Genomic DNA, 16281 nt, shown 5'->3' on the forward strand with positions numbered 1-16281 from the left:
CGTCCCCCGACAGTGGGGGTTTCAGTGGTTCGCATCCGAGTACTGGTCGTCGACGACCACCGCATCTTCGCCGAGTCGCTCGCAGCCGCCCTCGCGGCCGAGCCCGACGTCGACGTGTCCGCCGCGGGCAGCGGTCCCGCCGCGCTGCGCTGCCTGGAGCGGGCTGCGGCGGAAGGCCGCAGATTCGACGTACTGCTCGTCGACGCGGACCTGGGCGGCAACGTGCCCGGTATGCGTCCGGCCGTGCCCGTCCAGGAGAGCAACGAGGACGGGCTCGTGGACGGGATCTCGCTCGTCGCGGGTGTCCGGTCCGGCCAGCCGTCCGTACGGACCGTCGTGCTCGCCGAGAAGGACGATCCGCGCCGGGCCGCGCTCGCCCTGCAGGCCGGAGCCTCGGGCTGGGTCGCCAAGGACTGTTCGCTGTCGCGGCTGCTCACCGTCATACGAGGTGTGCTGCGCGACGAGACCCATCTTCCGCCCGCCCTGCTCACCGGGGTGCTGCGCGAACTCACCGCCGCCCGCAAGCACCGCACCGAGAGCGAGCGGCTCGTCGAGTCGCTCACGCCGAGGGAGCGGGAAGTGCTGCGGTGCATGGTCGCCGGGCTGGGGCGGAAAGCCGTGGCCGAGAGGCTCTTCCTCTCCCCGCACACCGTCCGTACCCATATGCAGAACGTGCTCGGGAAGTTGGGCGTGCACTCCACCCTCGCCGCCGTCGCGCTCGCCCGCCGTGCGGGGGTCGGGCCCGTCGACCTAACCGGGGATGTTGTCGAACGGGGCGGTCAACTGGCGTAGCAGGCCCGCGAGTTCTCCGCGCTGAGCCCTGCTCAGTTCCGCCAGGATCGCGCGCTCCTGCTCCAGCAGGCCCGCCAGCGCCTGGTCGGCGCGGTCGCGGCCCTCGTCCGTCAGGCGTACCAGCACGCCCCGGCGGTCGCTCGGGTCGGGGAGCCGCTCCACCAGGTCCTTCTTCGTCAGCCGGTCGATGCGGTTGGTCATCGTGCCGGAGGTGACGAGGGTCTGTGTGAGCAGTTGGCCGGGGGAGAGCTGGTAGGGACTCCCGGCGCGCCTGAGTGCGGTCAGGACGTCGAACTCCCAGGGCTCCAGGCTGTGCTCGGAGAACGCCAGCCGACGCGCGCGGTCCAGATGCCGCGCCAGCCTGCTCACCCGGCTGAGCACCTCGAGTGGTTCCACGTCGAGGTCAGGGCGCTCCCGGCGCCATGCTGCGACCAGCCGATCGACCTCGTCCTCCATGACGATCAGTGTAGTGGTTGTGTCGACATGAAGTCTCTTGACGTCAAGATACTTTGGGTGTGAGGGTGAAGGCCTGCCCGAATGATCCCCAACGGTGACTTCCTGGAGGCCCGTCCATGCCCGCCACCACCCCCACCTGGGACCCGAGCCAGTACCTCCGCCACGCGGACCACCGCGCCCGCCCCTTCGCCGACCTCCTCGCCCGCGTCCCCGCACTGCCCCGCGACCCCGCCCGCATCGCCGACCTCGGCTGCGGACCCGGCAACGTCACGGCCCTGCTCGCCGAACGCTGGCCCGCCGCGCACATCACCGGCTACGACAACTCCCCGGAGATGCTGGCCAGGGCCGAGCCGCTGGCCGGTCCCACCTCCGGCGGCGGCCGCCTCGACTTCGCCCCCGGTGACGCCCGGACCTGGACGCCCTCGGACCCGTACGACCTGATCATCAGCAACGCGACCCTCCAGTGGGTCCCCGGGCACACCGACTCCTTCCCCGCCTGGGTGCGGGGCCTGGCGCCCGGCGGCACCTTCGCCTTCCAGGTCCCCGGCAACTTCGACGCCCCCAGCCACCGGCTGATGCGCGAACTCGCCCACTCCGCCCGCTGGAAGGACCGCCTGGCCGACGCCCTGCGCCACGACGACGCGGTGCACACCCCGGCCGCCTACCTCGGACACCTCACCGCCCTCGGTTGCGAGACCGACGTCTGGGAGACGACGTACCTCCATCTCCTGGACGGCGAGGACCCGGTCCTGGACTGGGTGAAGGGGACGGGGCTGCGGCCCGTCCTCACCGAACTGGGCGCGGACGCGGGCGCCTTCGTCGACGAGTACCGGGCCGCACTGCGCGAGGCCTATCCGGCCACGGAACACGGCACGATGTTCCCGTTCCGCCGCATCTTCGCGGTGGCGAGGCGCGCCGCCTGACGCTCGGGGCGCGCGGTGCCGCGACGAGCTGTCGATGCTGTCGATGTTGTGCACATTATTGACCGCCGTCATTCAGGCGCCTATCTTCGCGGTGTCCTTCCCCCGGTCAAGGGAGACCGCGATGCCTTCGTCCCCAACCGATTTCCCGCCCGCTTCACATCCCCCGCGAACCCCCGAATCCGTCCGGCAGCTGCGACGCGTCGCGCTGTCCGGACTCCTCGGTACCGCCGTGGAGTTCTACGACTTCCTCGTCTACGGAACGGTCGCCGCCCTCGTCTTCGGCGAGCTGTTCTTCCCCGGTGCCGACCCCGCCGTCGGCACCATCGCGGCCTTCGGCACCTTCGCCGCCGGCTATGTCGCCCGGCCGCTCGGCGGCATCCTGTTCGGTCACTTCGGGGACCGGCTCGGCCGCAAGTCCATGCTGTTGCTGACCATGGGACTGATGGGCGGCGCCAGTTTCCTGATCGGGGTGCTGCCCACGTACGACACCGTCGGCGTCTGGGCACCCGTGCTGCTGATCACGCTGCGCGTCGTGCAGGGCCTCGCCATCGGAGGGGAGTGGGGCGGCGCCACCCTGATGGTCGTCGAGCACGCCGGAGAGCGGCGGCGCGGACTGTGGTCCAGCTTCACGCAGATGGGAGCCCCGCTCGGCTCGCTGCTGTCGTCGGCCGTGGTCACGCTCGTCGTCACACTCCCCAAGGACGAGTTCGCCGCCTGGGGCTGGCGGGTGCCGTTCCTGCTGAGTGTGGTCCTGCTCGCGGTCGGCTTCTTCGTACGGCTGAAGGTGGTTGAGAGCCCGCTGTTCACCGAGGTTAAGAAGGAGCGCACGGAGGCCCGGCTGCCGGTCGTCGAGGTGCTGCGGCGTCCGCGGGCACTGCTGCTCGCCTGCTGCGTCGGCATCGGCGCCTTCACCGCACAGTCGCTGCTGACCAGCTACATGATCGCGTACGCCACCGGCATCGGCTACGCCCGCTCGCAGGTCCTGACGGCGCTCACCGTCTCCGCGTGCGTCGCACTCGTCGTGCTGCCCTGCGCCTCCGCGCTTTCCGACCGGATCGGGCGCCGCCCGGTGGTCCTCACCGGTGCCGTCGCCTCCGCCGCGCTCGCCTTCCCCGTGCTTGCGCTGGTCGACTCGAAGTCCCCGGGGCTGCTGATCCTGGCCGTCGCCCTCGGCCACGGCGTCGCCCAGTCCATGATGTACGGCCCGCTCGGGGCGCTGCTCACCGAGATGTTCGGCACCCGGGTCCGCTACACCGGCGCCTCCCTCGGCTATCAGCTGGCCACTCTGGTCGGTGCCGGGTTCTCGCCGCTGATCGCGGGCAGCCTGGTCGCCGCGGACGGTGGCGGGAGTACGCCGGTCGCGCTGCTGCTGTGCGGCGGTGCCACCGTCACCGCCCTGACCGTCTGGTTCCTGCGCGAGACCCACCGGGATTCGCTGACCGAGGGCGGCACCCCCGCCACCGCGGCGGAGAGGGAGCAAGTCGCCCCGACGTTCAGTGACCGGTGACCTCGTACCGCCCGCCGGACCTCCGGCGGGCGGTCGTACGCTTACCTCCGTGGAGGACGACAACCCGGACGAGCCGGTGGACGCGCCGGACGGCACGCAACTGCGCCCCCAGTCACTCGTACTCGCCTTCTTCGGCAACCACGTGCTCGACGAGGGCGACCTGTGCGTCTACTCGGGCAGCATCATCGACGTGCTCGCCCGGGCGGGGACGGGGGAGCAGGCCGTGCGCTCCACCCTGACCCGCATGGTCAACCGGGGCCTGCTGCTGCGCCAGCGCGAGGGCCGCAAGATGTTCTTCGGGCTCACCCCGCAGGCGGCGCGGATCCTGCGGGACGGCGGCCGGCGGATCTGGCGGGACGGCGCGGTCAACGAGGACTGGGACGGCACCTGGACCCTGCTGGGTTTCTCCCTGCCCGAGTCCTGGCAGCGCCAGCGCCACGATCTGCGCTCCCAGCTCAGCTGGTCGGGGTTCGGCGCCCTCTACAGCGGACTGTGGGTCGCGCCGGGCCGGGTCGACGTCCACTCAATCGTCTCCGAGCTCGGCCTCGCCGCCCACGTCAAGGTCTTCCACGCCCAGGCGGACCAGGCCACCGACATCGGCCTGATGATCCGCGAGAGCTGGGACCTGGAGTCCATCGCCGCACGGTACGTCGCCTTCGACAAGCGCTGGACCGCCGACCAGGACACCGGCTCGCGCGACCCGGTCACGGCCCGGCTTCGGCTGGTCGGCGAATGGCTGCGGATCATCCGTACGGATCCCAGGCTCCCGGTCCAGCACCTGCCGCCCGGCTGGCCGGCCCGGCAGGCACAGGAGACCTTCCGGCGCGTCGCCGAGGAGACCGCCGAGTCCGCGGACCGGATGGCACGGGAGCTGCTGGAGACCACGCCGCTTCGGGACGCGTAGGAACCTCTTGCCGAGGCCGGCTCCTCAGGCCTTGCGGTGGCCTATCAACCGGGGCTTCGCCTCCAGGCCGTCCAGGCCGTGCCAGGCGAGGTTCACCAGATGGGCCGCCACTTCCGACTTCTTGGGGCGGCGGACGTCCAGCCACCACTGGCCGGTCAGGGCCACCATGCCGACCAGGGCCTGGGCGTACAGGGGGGCGAGCTTGGGGTCGAAGCCGCGGCTCTTGAACTCGCGGCCCAGGATGTCCTCGACCTGCGTCGCGATGTCCGAGATCAGGGAGGCGAAGGAGCCCGTGGACTGGGGGATCGGGGAGTCGCGGACCAGGATGCGGAAGCCGTCCGTGTACTCCTCGATGTAGTCGAGGAGCGCGAACGCCGCCTGTTCGCACAGTTCACGGGGGTGGCCCGCCGTCAGGGAGCTGGTCACCATGTCGAGGAGGCGGCGCATCTCACGGTCCACCACCACCGCGTACAGGCCCTCCTTGCCACCGAAGTGCTCGTAGACCACCGGTTTGGAGACGCCGGCCTTCGCCGCGATCTCCTCCACCGAGGTGCCCTCGAAACCCTTGGCCGCGAAGAGGGTGCGGCCGATCTCCAGCAGCTGCTGACGGCGCTCGGCGCCGGTCATGCGGGTGCGGCGAGCGCGCCGCGGTTTTTCATTGCTGCTCGGGGTGCTGCTGGAGTCGGTCGCCACGCCGTCAATCATGCCGCTTCGGCTGCTTCCGTCTTGCGGCGGGAGTCGGACCCGTCCGTATTCCGGCGGGAATCGATACGCGAGCGTGACGGCCAGCGCACGTCGTACGCCCAGCCGAGCTGCTCGCACCAGCGGATGATCCGGGCCGAGGAGTCCAGCTGGCCGCGCTCCACACCGTGCCGCGCCGAGGTCGGGTCGGCGTGGTGCAGGTTGTGCCAGGACTCGCCGCAGGAGAGCACGGCCAGCCACCACACGTTGCCCGAACGGTCACGCGACTTGAAGGGGCGCTTGCCCACCGCGTGGCAGATCGAGTTGATCGACCAGGTCACGTGGTGCAGCAACGCCACTCGGACGAGTGAGCCCCAGAAGAAGCCGGTGAACGCGCCCCACCAGGACATCGTCGCCAGACCACCGATGAGCGGCGGAAGGGCCAGCGAGAGGATCGTGTAGTAGAGGAAATGGCGCGAGATCGCACGGATCGCCGGGTCCCTGATCAGATCCGGTGCGTACTTGTCCTGCGGAGTGCGCTCCTCGTCGAACATCCAGGCGATGTGCGCCCACCACAGGCCCTTCATCAGCGCCGGAAGCGTCTCCCCGAAGCGCCACGGCGAGTGGGGGTCGCCCTCGGCGTCGGAGAACTTGTGGTGCTTGCGGTGGTCGGCGACCCAGCGGACCACCGGCCCCTCGACCGCCATCGAACCGGCGACCGCCAGCGCGATCCGCAACGGGCGTTTCGCCTTGAAGGCGCCGTGGGTGAAGTAGCGGTGGAAGCCGATCGTGACGCCGTGGCAACCCAGGTAGTAGAAGAAGACCAGCAGGCCGAGGTCGAGCCAGCTCACTCCCCCCCAGTTCCAGGCCAGCGGCACCGCGGCCACCAGTGCGAGGAACGGGACGACGATGAAGAGGAGAAGCGCGAGCTGCTCGAGCGACCCCTTCTTCTCGCCGCCCAGCGTGGCGGGAGGAAGCGGGCCGTCGTCGTTGTTCGCCTGCGGGGCGTCGTCGATCACATCGGAGCTCGTGGTCATGGGCGTCCCCTGTGGGGTTTCGAGGGTGGAGACAGATGTCCGGGGTGAGAGTTGAGCCAGATGTCCGGGGTGCGGATCCCGGGGCCTTCAGGGTCCTCAGGTCCTCCCGGTACCGGGAAACGGAACCCAGGGTCCTCCCTCTATCTGACGGGATTCCCTACGCTTCCGTAACCTACGGCGTCGTAAGTATGGCAGCGCGTAGCCCGGCGGCAAGAGCCCGTGAGCCTGCGCGTCCGTGTGGACACCTATCCTTGGAGTCGGTCGGACAGCGCGGTCCGTTCTGTTTAATTCCCGGATGCCACGTTCCTAAGCGGCACCCGCCGCGCGGTCGCCACCCGGGTTCCCTCCCAGACGAGCTTCAGACGAGCTTCCACTCTTCAGATGAGCTTCAACACTGCAAGGAGCCGCACCTGTGAGCAGTGCCGACGACCAGACCACGACGACCAGCAGCGAGCTGCGCGCCGATATCCGCCGGTTGGGTGACCTGCTGGGCGAGACCCTGGTCCGCCAGGAGGGTCCCGAGCTCCTCGAACTGGTCGAGAAGGTCCGCCGACTCACCCGCGAGGACGGCGAGGCCGCCGCCGAACTGCTGCGCGGCACCGAACTGGAGACCGCGGCCAAGCTGGTCCGCGCCTTCTCGACGTACTTCCACCTCGCCAACGTCACCGAGCAGGTGCACCGCGGCCGCGAACTGCGCGCCAAGCGCGCCGCCGAGGGCAGCCTCCTCGCCCGTACGGCGGACCGGCTCAAGGACGCCGACCCCGACCACCTGCGCGAGACGGTCAAGAACCTGAACGTGCGCCCGGTCTTCACGGCGCACCCGACGGAGGCCGCACGCCGCTCGGTCCTCAACAAGCTGCGCCGCATCGCCGCGCTCCTTGAGACCCCGGTCATCGAGGCCGACCGCCGCCGCTACGACACCCGCCTGGCCGAGAACATCGACCTGGTGTGGCAGACGGATGAGCTGCGCGTCGTACGCCCCGAGCCCGCCGACGAGGCCCGCAACGCCATCTACTACCTCGACGAGCTGCACGCCGGCGCCGTCGGGGACGTACTGGAGGACCTCACCGCCGAGCTGGAGCGCGTCGGGGTGACCCTCCCGGACGAGACCCGGCCGCTCACCTTCGGCACCTGGATCGGCGGCGACCGGGACGGCAACCCGAACGTCACCCCGGACGTCACCTGGGACGTCCTGATCCTCCAGCACGAGCACGGCATCAACGACGCCCTGGAGCTGATCGACGAACTCCGCGGCTTCCTGTCGAACTCGATCAGGTACACGGGCGCCACCGAGGAGCTCCTCACCTCCCTCCAGACCGACCTGGAGCGGCTCCCCGAGATCAGCCCCCGCTACAAGCGGCTGAACGCCGAGGAGCCCTACCGGCTCAAGGCCACCTGCATCCGCCAGAAGCTGGAGAACACCAAGAAGCGGCTGGCCCTGGGGACCCCCCACGAGGCCGGACGCGACTACCTCGGCACCGCCGAGCTCCTCCACGACCTGACCCAGATCCAGTCCTCGCTGCGCGAGCACCGCGGCGCGCTGTTCGCCGACGGCCGCATGAACCGCACGATCCGTACGCTCGCCGCCTTCGGTCTCCAGCTCGCCACCATGGACGTACGCGAACACGCGGACGCCCACCACCACGCGCTCGGCCAGCTCTTCGACCGCCTCGGCGAGGAGTCCTGGCGCTACACCGACATGCCCCGCGACTACCGCACCAAGCTCCTCGCCAAGGAGCTCAGGTCCCGGCGCCCGCTGGCCCCGACCCCCGCTCCGCTGGACGCCGCGGGCCAGAAGACCCTGGGCGTGTTCGAGACGGTCAAGCGGGCCCTGAAGATCTTCGGGCCCGAGGTCATCGAGTCGTACATCATCTCGATGTGCCAGGGCGCGGACGACGTCTTCGCGGCGGCCGTGCTCGCCCGCGAGGCCGGGCTCCTCGACCTGCACGGCAACTGGGCGAAGATCGGCATCGTGCCGCTCCTGGAGACGACGGACGAGCTCAAGGCCGCCGACACCATCCTGGAGGACATGCTCTCCGACCCCTCCTACCGGCGCCTCGTCGCGCTGCGCGGAGACGTCCAGGAGGTCATGCTCGGCTACTCCGACTCCTCCAAGTTCGGCGGCATCACGACCTCGCAGTGGGAGATCCACCGGGCGCAGCGGCGCCTGCGCGACGTCGCCCACCGCTACGGCGTACGCCTTCGTCTCTTCCACGGCCGCGGTGGCACCGTCGGCCGTGGCGGCGGCCCCTCGCACGACGCGATCCTCGCGCAGCCCTGGGGCACCCTGGAGGGCGAGATCAAGGTGACCGAGCAGGGCGAGGTCATCTCCGACAAGTACCTGGTGCCCTCGCTGGCCCGCGAGAACCTGGAGCTGACCGTCGCGGCCACGCTGCAGGCGTCCGCCCTGCACACCTCCCCGCGTCAGTCGGACGAGGCGCTGGCCCGCTGGGACGCGGCGATGGACGTCGTCTCCGACGCGGCGCACCAGGAGTACCGCCGGCTCGTCGAGGACCCCGACCTGCCGACCTACTTCCTCGCCTCCACGCCGGTCGACCAGCTCGCCGACCTGCACCTGGGCTCACGGCCCTCCCGCCGCCCCGGCTCGGGCGTCTCGCTCGACGGACTGCGCGCCATTCCCTGGGTCTTCGGCTGGACCCAGTCCCGGCAGATCGTCCCCGGCTGGTACGGCGTCGGCTCCGGCCTCAAGGCCCTGCGCGAGGCCGGCCTCGACACCGTGCTCGACGAGATGCACGACCAGTGGCACTTCTTCCGCAACTTCCTCTCCAACGTCGAGATGACGCTGGCCAAGACCGACCTGCGGATCGCCGGCCACTACGTCGACACCCTCGTACCGGACGAGCTCAAGCACGTCTTCGACGCCATCCGCGCCGAGCACGAGCTCACCGTCCGCGAGGTGCTGCGCATCACCGGCGGAGAGAAGCTGCTCGACACCCACCCCGTCCTCCAGCAGACCTTCTCCATCCGCGACGCCTACCTGGACCCGATCTCCTACCTCCAGGTGGCCCTCCTCAAGCGTCAGCGCGACGAGGCGGCGGCCGGCTCCGCCCCCGACCCGCTGCTGTCCAGGGCCCTGCTCCTGACGGTCAACGGCGTGGCGGCGGGCCTGCGCAACACCGGCTGACCACCGGTCGTACGACGGCGCCCCCGTGTTCGTGAGAACACGGGGGCGCCGTCGTTCATACAGGTCACAAGGCCAGGAACGTCACCGTCAGTTGCACGAACCCCGCCCCCGCCAGCACCCACGCAAGTCGCGTGAGCCGCAGTCCGCCCGCGACCACCACCGAGGCGAGCAGCAGGGCGCCGCCCAGGGGGATCCAGGCGTAGAGGAGTCCGGCGGGGCCCGAGCGGACGACGTCGTTGCTGCCCGGCTTCACGGTGACCGAGTAGATCTGGCCCTTCTTCACCGCGACCGACTCCTCGATCGTGACGCGGGCCCGCGCCTCCGATCCCGTCGACGCGGGCGTGTACGGACCCGTGCAGGTCTCGCCCGAGCACGCCGTGACCGTCATCGTCCCCTGCTCCCGGCCCTTGCCCAGCATCACGTGCTGAGCCGTGCCCCAGGAGCCCCAGATGCCCGCGATCAGGATCAGCGCCGCGACCGTACCCATCGTCGCGAGCTGTCCGAACCGCAGGGCCGCGTACGCGTTCTGGCGGGAGCTTTGATCTGAGGTGACGGCGGGCATGGCGGGGATCATTGGCCATGGCCGTGCGCTCGGTCAACTCCGGTGAGGGACAAGTCCCGAGTTGTACGTACCTTTCGGTGCGGCACGCCGGGCAGTCGCCCCTCTCAGGAGTTGTACGAGCTCTGCGCCCGCTCCAGACCGTCGATGACCAGACACTCCACCGCGTCCGACGCGCGGTCCACGAGGTAGTCGAGCTCCTTGCGCTCCGCCGACGAGAAGTCCTTCAGTACGAAATCGGCGACCTGCATACGCCCCGGAGGACGCCCGATCCCGAACCGCACCCGGTGGTAGTCCGGGCCCATCACCTTCGTCATGGACTTGAGTCCGTTGTGGCCGTTGTCGCCGCCGCCGAGCTTGAGACGCAGGACGCCGTAGTCGATGTCCAGCTCGTCATGGATCGCGACGACGTGCCCGAGCGGCACCTTGTAGAAGTCGCGCAGCGCGTTCACCGGGCCGCCGGACAGGTTCATGTACGACATCGGCTTGGCCAGGATCACCCGCCGGTTCGCCGGTCCCGGCGGGCCGATGCGACCCTCGATCACCTGCGCCTGCGCCTTCCCGGCCCGCTTGAACTTCCCGCCGATCCGCTCCGCCAGCAGATCGGCCACCATGAAGCCCACGTTGTGCCGGTTCATGGCGTACTCGGGCCCTGGGTTGCCGAGCCCCACGATCAGCCAGGGGGCGGCTGCGTCGGTCGTCGTCGTCACGTCCGTGTCTCCCATACGTCCTTGATACGCGTCAGCCGCCGCTCCCGGAGGAGCGGCGGCCGACGAACGATGACCAGGTGAGGATCAGGCCTCGGTGGTCTCGGCCTCGTCCGCGGAGGCCTCCTCCGCCTGGGCGGCCAGGACCTGGAGGACGACCGCGTCCTCGTCGATCACCAGCGTGGTGCCCTCGGGAAGCGGGATGTCCTTGGCGAGGATGGCCGCGCCGGCCTCGAGGCCCGCGATGGAGACGGTGACCGACTCGGGGATGTGGGTGGCCTCGGCCTCGACCGTCAGCGTGCTCAGCACGTGCTCGAGAAGGTACGCGCCCGGGGCCAGCTCGCCCTCGGTGTGGACGTAGACCTCGACGGTGACCTTCTCGCCGCTCTTCACGGTGAGCAGGTCGACGTGCACGAGGGAGCCCTTGATCGCGTCGCGCTGGACGGCCTTCGGGATCGCCAGCTCGGTCTTGCCCTCGATGTCCAGGGTGAGCAGGACGTTCGCGGTACGCAGGGCAAGCTGGAGCTCGTGGCCCGGCAGCGTGACGTGGACGGGGTCGGCACCGTGACCGTAGACAACGGCCGGAACCTTGTTCTCGCGACGGATACGGCGGGAGGCGCCCTTGCCGAACTCGGTGCGGGTCTCGGCGGCGAGCTTGACGTCAGCCATGTTCACTCCTCGTAGATCAATTGGGGATGGGGGTCCCCCCGCTCGAGCGAAGTCGAGAGTGGGGGAGGTCACCCGGCCGAACATCGGCCTGCTACGAAGAGCGCGTCGATAACGGACCGCCGTACGCTTTTGAAAGCGGTACGGCCTCCCTCGCCGAGCAACTGTGACAGCTTACTGGGCGGGAAGGCCGTATCAGAAATCGATCTACGGGAGCGACCGGTGCAGCGGGGGCCTACTGCTCCTCGAAGAGGCTCGTCACCGAACCGTCCTCGAAGACCTCGCGGACCGCGTTCGCGATCGTCGGCGCGATGGACAGCACCGTGATCTTGTCGAGCTCCAGCTCACCCGGGGTCGGCAGGGTGTCCGTGAAGATGAACTCGCTGACCTTGGAGTTCTTCAGACGGTCGGCCGCCGGGCCGGAGAGCACACCGTGCGTGGCCGTGACGATGACGTCCTCGGCGCCGTGCGCGAACAGGGCGTCGGCGGCGGCACAGATCGTGCCACCGGTGTCGATCATGTCGTCGACCAGGACGCAGACACGGCCCTTCACGTCACCGACGACCTCGTGGACGGTGACCTGGTTGGCGACGTCCTTGTCGCGGCGCTTGTGCACGATCGCGAGGGGAGCGTCGAGACGGTCGCACCAGCGGTCGGCGACGCGCACGCGGCCGGCGTCGGGGGAGACGACGGTCAGCTTGGAACGGTCGACCTTCGCGCCCACGTAGTCCGCGAGGATCGGCAGCGCGAAGAGATGATCGACCGGGCCGTCGAAGAAGCCCTGGATCTGGTCGGTGTGCAGGTCGACCGTGAGGATGCGGTGGGCACCGGCCGTCTTCATCAGGTCGGCGATCAGGCGCGCCGAGATGGGTTCACGTCCACGGTGCTTCTTGTCCTGCCGGGCGTAACCGTAGAAGGGCACGATCACGGTGATGCTCCGGGCGGAGGCCCGCTTCAGAGCGTCGATCATGATCAACTGCTCCATGATCCACTGGTTGATCGGGGCCGTGTGGCTCTGGATCACGAAGCAGTCCGCGCCACGCGCCGACTCCTCGTAACGGACGTAGATCTCGCCGTTGGCGAAGTCGAAGGCCTTCGTCGGGACTACCCCGACACCCAGCTTGTGGGCGACCTCCTCGGCAAGCTCGGGGTGGGCGCGGCCGGAGAAGAACATCATCTTCTTCTCGCCGGTCGTCTTGATCCCGGTCACAGCACTGTCTCCTCAGAGGTGTCTCAGCTGGGTGTTGAGAGGTGGTCTCAGCTGGCGTGTGGGTGCACGGTGCGGAAGTGCATTTATCACGGTACGCCGTGTCGGACGTGCCGGTTTCCGGTCAGGCTTCGCCCTCCGGCTCCCGGGAAGCCACCTCGGCCGCCTTCGCGGCCGCGCTCCCCGGACGCTTGCGGGCCACCCAACCCTCGATATTCCGCTGCTGGCCACGGGCCACGGCCAGTGAACCGGGCGGCACGTCCTTGGTGATGACCGAGCCCGCCGCGGTGTAGGCGCCGTCCCCGATGGTGACAGGCGCCACAAACATGTTGTCCGAACCGGTACGGCAGTGCGAGCCGATCGTCGTGTGGTGCTTGTCCTTGCCGTCGTAGTTCACGAAGACGCTGGCCGCACCGATGTTGGAGTACTCGCCGATCGTCGCGTCACCCACGTACGACAGGTGCGGGATCTTCGTGCCCTCGCCGATCGTCGCGTTCTTCGTCTCCACGTACGTGCCGACCTTGGCCTTGAGACCGATGCGGGTGCCGGGGCGCAGATACGCGAACGGGCCGACGTTCGCCTGCGGGCCGACCTCGGCGTTGTTCGCGACCGTGTTGTCGACCCGGGCTCCCGCGCCCACCCTGGTGTCGTTCAGACGGGAGTTGGGGCCGACCTCGGCGCCCTCGGCGAGATGCGTGGCGCCCTGGAGCTGGGTGCCCGGGTGCACGATCGCGTCCCGCTCGAAGGTGACGGTCACGTCGACCCAGGTGGAGGCCGGGTCGATGATGCTCACCCCGGCGAGCATGGCCTGCGTGAGCAGCCGGTCGTTGAGGATGCGGCGGGCCTCGGCGAGCTGGACGCGGTTGTTGATGCCGGCGATCTCGCGGTGGTCACCGGCGATGGAGGCGCCGACCCGGTGCCCGGCCTCGCGCAGGATGCCCAGGACGTCCGTCAGGTACTCCTCGCCCTGGCTGTTGTCCGTACGCACCTTGCCGAGGGCGTCCGCCAGGAGCTGCCCGTCGAAGGCGAAGACACCCGAGTTGATCTCGCGGATGGCGCGCTGGGACCCGTCGGCGTCCTTGTGCTCGACGATCGCGGTGACCGCGCCGCTGACACCGTCGCGGACGATGCGGCCGTAGCCGGTCGCGTCCGGGACCTCGGCGGTCAGCACGGTGACCGCGTTGCCGTCCGTGGTGTGCGTCGCGGCGAGGCTCTTCAGCGTCTCCCCGGTGAGCAGCGGGGTGTCACCGCACACGACGACCACCGTGCCGTCGACGCCGCCGCCCAGCTCCTCCAGGCCCATCCGCACCGCGTGCCCGGTGCCGTTCTGCTCCGCCTGCACGGCGGTGCGCACACCCGGGTCGATCTCACCGAGGTGCGCGACGACCTTCTCGCGGGCGTGACCCACCACGACGACCAGGTTCTCGGGCTCCAACTCGCGCGCTGCCGCGAGCACATGACCCACCAGGGAACGGCCACACAGTTCGTGCAGAACCTTCGGTGTGGCCGACTTCATACGGGTGCCCTCACCCGCTGCGAGTACGACGACGGCTGCCGGGCGATTGGCGCTCACGGGGTATGTCCTTCGGCTACGGATGGCTGGGGTGTGGACATCCGCAGGATACCGGGGTGTTTCAGGGGGGATATGAGAGTGGGCCCTGACTGAGCTGTCAGGACCCGAATCGTGCTATTGCTCCCCCGCCAGGACTCGAACCCGGACAGATGGCACCAAAAGCCACAGTGCTGCCAATTACACCACGGGGGATCAAAGTCGACCGAACCAGATATTTGGTCAGGTCGCCGAGTTGGCACCCAACACTATGCCGTACCAGGCGCCTTCCGTGCGACGGTACAACTCGGGGCCCCTCACCTGCGCTGCGTGATACCAGGCGGTTTCGCTTCTGTTCGATTTCGGGGTGTGGTGTAGGCCAGTAGCCGAAACTCACCGGAAAAGGGGCGGGGGGCGACCGTAGGCTGGAGGCATGACCACGACGGGGGAAGAGCACACCGCGGCCGGTACCGGGCCGTGGTGGTGGGTCAGGTGGCGCAGTGCCGTGCTTGATGCGGGGCTCGCCGGGGTGTCGGCCGCCGAGTGCGGCATCGAGGGGGTTGGGTTCGCACACGACGCGGGGCTGCCGGTTCCGGTCGGGGTGGGGTTCGGGGTACTCGCCGGGCTGACGCTGTTGCTGCGGCGGAAGTGGCCGATCGCCGTCGTCCTGGTGTCGATCGCCATCACGCCCGCCCAGATGGGCTTCGTGATGGGGCTCGTCGGGCTGTACACGCTGGCCGCGTCCGAGCTGCCGCGGCGGATCATCGGGGCGTTGGCGGCGATGTCCTTCGCCGGGACGCTCATCGTGACGTTCGTGCGGGCGCACCAGGGTGTGGTGCGCGGGGACGTGACGATGGGGGACTGGTTCGTCCCCTTCATCTCGCTCACCACCGCCCTGGGGATGACCGCCCCGCCCGTACTGCTCGGGCTGTACGTCGGGGCGCGGCGGCGGCTGATGGAGAGCCTGCGGGAGCGGGCGGACTCGCTGGAACGTGAGCTGCAGTTGCTTGCCGAGCGGGCGGAGGAGCGGGCGCAGTGGGCGCGTAACGAGGAGCGGACGCGGATCGCTCGTGAGATGCACGACGTGGTTGCGCACCGGGTGAGTCTGATGGTCGTGCACGCCGCCGCGCTTCAGGCCGTCGCGCGGAAGGATCCCGAGAAGGCCGTGCGGAACGCGGCGCTCGTGGGGGACATGGGGCGTCAGGCGCTGACCGAGCTGCGCGAGATGCTGGGGGTGCTGCGTACGGGGGAGGGGCTGGACTCGCGGGTCCAGCCGATGCCGCTTGCCGCGGTGGCCGTGGCGGCTGCCGCTGCGGCGTCGCGGGTTGCCGAGGATTCCGTGGACGGGCCGTCGCTTGCGGAGCTCGATGAGCTCATCGGGCAGTCGGCGGCTGCGGGGATGGTGGTCGATCTGTCGGTCGAGGGTGACTCGCCGGGGTATCTCGCCGAGGTCGAGCAGACCGCGTACCGGGTTGTCCAGGAGGCGCTTACCAACGTTCACAAGCATGCGGCGGGGGCGAAGACGCATGTGCGGTTGGCGCACCGGGTCGCTGAGATCGCGATGCAGGTGGAGAACGAGTGTCCGCCGGAGCCGGGGGCGGCTTCTTCTGTGCATCTGCCCAGTGGGGGGAACGGGTTGCTGGGGATGAAGGAGCGGGTCAGTGCGTTGGGGGGAGTTTTTGTTTCGGGGCCTACGGATGCGGGTGGGTTTCGGGTTTCGGCGGTGATTCCGGCGGGTCGGTGACGGCGGTGGGTGGGTCGGGGCCGGGGGCCGGTACATCCGCCCGTCGCCGACGGATCAGACCTTGGCCGAGCAGGGAAGCGTCCGGTGACGCGAACGTACGCGACGGGCATTTGATGTACCGGCCCCCGGCCCCTCCCGTGCGTATGTGGCTGCGGGCGCGTTCTCGGCCCGGGGGGGGCGACCCTCCCGCAGCACCGTCCCGATCCCGCGCGCACGTTCGGCCCACCCGTGGGGGGCCGCATCCTTCAGCGCGCCCGCAGATCTTTCAGCCCCTTCGCCGTTTGAGGAGGGCGGCACCATCCCGATCCCCCACCCACCCGTGGGGTGCCGTGCCCTTCAGCGTGCCCGTAGATCTTTCAGCCTCTGCGCCGTTTGAGGAGGGCGGCACCATCCCGATCCCCCAC

14 protein-coding genes and 1 tRNA gene are annotated in these 16281 nt (G+C 69.7%); 6 read left to right on the top strand and 9 right to left on the bottom strand.

Annotated elements, in window-relative coordinates:
* Positions 1-24: 24 nt before the first annotated feature.
* On the top strand, positions 25-792 hold the full coding sequence (locus OG266_RS26115) for a response regulator transcription factor (protein WP_266460377.1): 768 nt from the start codon (positions 25-27) through the stop codon (positions 790-792).
* On the opposite strand, the gene tamR is transcribed toward OG266_RS26115, so the two are convergent.
* Positions 751-1248, bottom strand: coding sequence for a MarR family transcriptional regulator TamR (gene tamR / locus OG266_RS26120; RefSeq protein ID WP_266460380.1), 498 nt, complete (start codon positions 1246-1248; stop codon positions 751-753). The two genes, OG266_RS26115 and tamR, sit on opposite strands and share 42 nt — an antisense overlap.
* A gap of 116 nt (positions 1249-1364) precedes the next feature.
* On the opposite strand from tamR, the gene OG266_RS26125 reads away from it, so the two are divergent.
* The 3 genes from OG266_RS26125 (at position 1365) to OG266_RS26135 (ending at position 4582) form a co-directional block, all read left to right on the top strand.
* On the top strand, positions 1365-2171 hold the full coding sequence (locus OG266_RS26125; RefSeq protein ID WP_266460383.1) for a trans-aconitate 2-methyltransferase: 807 nt from the start codon (positions 1365-1367) through the stop codon (positions 2169-2171).
* A gap of 121 nt (positions 2172-2292) precedes the next feature.
* Positions 2293-3678, top strand: a complete 1386-nt coding sequence (locus OG266_RS26130; RefSeq protein ID WP_371548733.1) for an MFS transporter — start codon at positions 2293-2295, stop codon at positions 3676-3678.
* A 49-nt stretch (positions 3679-3727) separates the two neighbouring features.
* Entirely contained in the window at positions 3728-4582 is an 855-nt protein-coding gene (locus tag OG266_RS26135) for a PaaX family transcriptional regulator C-terminal domain-containing protein (protein ID WP_371548734.1), read from the top strand.
* A 24-nt stretch (positions 4583-4606) separates the two neighbouring features.
* Here OG266_RS26135 and OG266_RS26140 read toward each other — a convergent pair whose 3' ends face one another.
* On the bottom strand, positions 4607-5287 hold the full coding sequence (locus OG266_RS26140) for a TetR/AcrR family transcriptional regulator (protein WP_266460390.1): 681 nt from the start codon (positions 5285-5287) through the stop codon (positions 4607-4609).
* Positions 5284-6300: an acyl-CoA desaturase gene (locus tag OG266_RS26145; protein ID WP_371548735.1), complete on the bottom strand. Its 1017-nt coding sequence runs from the start codon at positions 6298-6300 to the stop codon at positions 5284-5286. The genes OG266_RS26140 and OG266_RS26145 overlap by 4 nt, the downstream gene beginning before the upstream one ends.
* A gap of 412 nt (positions 6301-6712) precedes the next feature.
* Here OG266_RS26145 and ppc point away from each other — a divergent pair, with 412 nt between their 5' ends.
* Positions 6713-9445 (top strand): phosphoenolpyruvate carboxylase, encoded by a 2733-nt coding sequence (gene ppc, locus OG266_RS26150; protein ID WP_371548736.1) that lies wholly within the window; start codon positions 6713-6715, stop codon positions 9443-9445.
* Positions 9446-9509: 64 nt separating this feature from the next.
* On the opposite strand, the gene OG266_RS26155 is transcribed toward ppc, so the two are convergent.
* The 6 genes from OG266_RS26155 to OG266_RS26180 all read right to left on the bottom strand — a co-directional run bounded on the left by OG266_RS26155 (position 9510) and on the right by OG266_RS26180 (position 14349).
* Complete coding sequence (locus OG266_RS26155) at positions 9510-10019, bottom strand: hypothetical protein (RefSeq protein ID WP_371548737.1); 510 nt, start codon at positions 10017-10019, stop codon at positions 9510-9512.
* A 92-nt stretch (positions 10020-10111) separates the two neighbouring features.
* Positions 10112-10714 (bottom strand): aminoacyl-tRNA hydrolase, encoded by a 603-nt coding sequence (pth, locus tag OG266_RS26160; protein ID WP_266464159.1) that lies wholly within the window; start codon positions 10712-10714, stop codon positions 10112-10114.
* An 84-nt stretch (positions 10715-10798) separates the two neighbouring features.
* The gene (locus OG266_RS26165) at positions 10799-11380 is read right to left on the bottom strand and encodes a 50S ribosomal protein L25/general stress protein Ctc (RefSeq protein ID WP_266460401.1); all 582 of its coding nucleotides are present in this window, start codon (positions 11378-11380) and stop codon (positions 10799-10801) included.
* 232 nt (positions 11381-11612) lie between these two features.
* Positions 11613-12587, bottom strand: coding sequence for a ribose-phosphate diphosphokinase (locus OG266_RS26170; protein WP_266460403.1), 975 nt, complete (start codon positions 12585-12587; stop codon positions 11613-11615).
* Positions 12588-12708: 121 nt separating this feature from the next.
* Entirely contained in the window at positions 12709-14157 is a 1449-nt protein-coding gene (glmU, locus tag OG266_RS26175; RefSeq protein WP_371548738.1) for a bifunctional UDP-N-acetylglucosamine diphosphorylase/glucosamine-1-phosphate N-acetyltransferase GlmU, read from the bottom strand.
* Positions 14158-14277: 120 nt separating this feature from the next.
* Positions 14278-14349 (bottom strand) — tRNA-Gln (locus tag OG266_RS26180).
* Between the two features lie 217 nt (positions 14350-14566).
* Between OG266_RS26180 and OG266_RS26185 the strand changes: the two genes are divergently transcribed.
* The gene (locus OG266_RS26185) at positions 14567-15877 is read left to right on the top strand and encodes a sensor histidine kinase (protein WP_266460408.1); all 1311 of its coding nucleotides are present in this window, start codon (positions 14567-14569) and stop codon (positions 15875-15877) included.
* The last annotated feature ends 404 nt before the right edge of the window (positions 15878-16281 follow it).

Origin of the sequence: Streptomyces sp. NBC_00554 (assembly GCF_041431135.1) — a bacterium.
Taxonomy (GTDB): Bacteria; Actinomycetota; Actinomycetes; order Streptomycetales; family Streptomycetaceae; genus Streptomyces.

What these genes read in the sequence shown, in the direction of transcription:
- tamR (WP_266460380.1), bottom strand. Translation starts at nt 1,248, where the DNA reads ATGGAGGACGAGGTCGATCGGCTGGTCGCAGCATGGCGCCGGGAGCGC.
- OG266_RS26125 (WP_266460383.1), top strand. Translation starts at nt 1,365, where the DNA reads ATGCCCGCCACCACCCCCACCTGGGACCCGAGCCAGTACCTCCGCCAC.
- OG266_RS26130 (WP_371548733.1), top strand. Translation starts at nt 2,293, where the DNA reads ATGCCTTCGTCCCCAACCGATTTCCCGCCCGCTTCACATCCCCCGCGA.
- OG266_RS26140 (WP_266460390.1), bottom strand. Translation starts at nt 5,287, where the DNA reads ATGATTGACGGCGTGGCGACCGACTCCAGCAGCACCCCGAGCAGCAAT.
- OG266_RS26145 (WP_371548735.1), bottom strand. Translation starts at nt 6,300, where the DNA reads ATGACCACGAGCTCCGATGTGATCGACGACGCCCCGCAGGCGAACAAC.
- OG266_RS26155 (WP_371548737.1), bottom strand. Translation starts at nt 10,019, where the DNA reads ATGATCCCCGCCATGCCCGCCGTCACCTCAGATCAAAGCTCCCGCCAG.
- OG266_RS26165 (WP_266460401.1), bottom strand. Translation starts at nt 11,380, where the DNA reads ATGGCTGACGTCAAGCTCGCCGCCGAGACCCGCACCGAGTTCGGCAAG.
- OG266_RS26185 (WP_266460408.1), top strand. Translation starts at nt 14,567, where the DNA reads ATGACCACGACGGGGGAAGAGCACACCGCGGCCGGTACCGGGCCGTGG.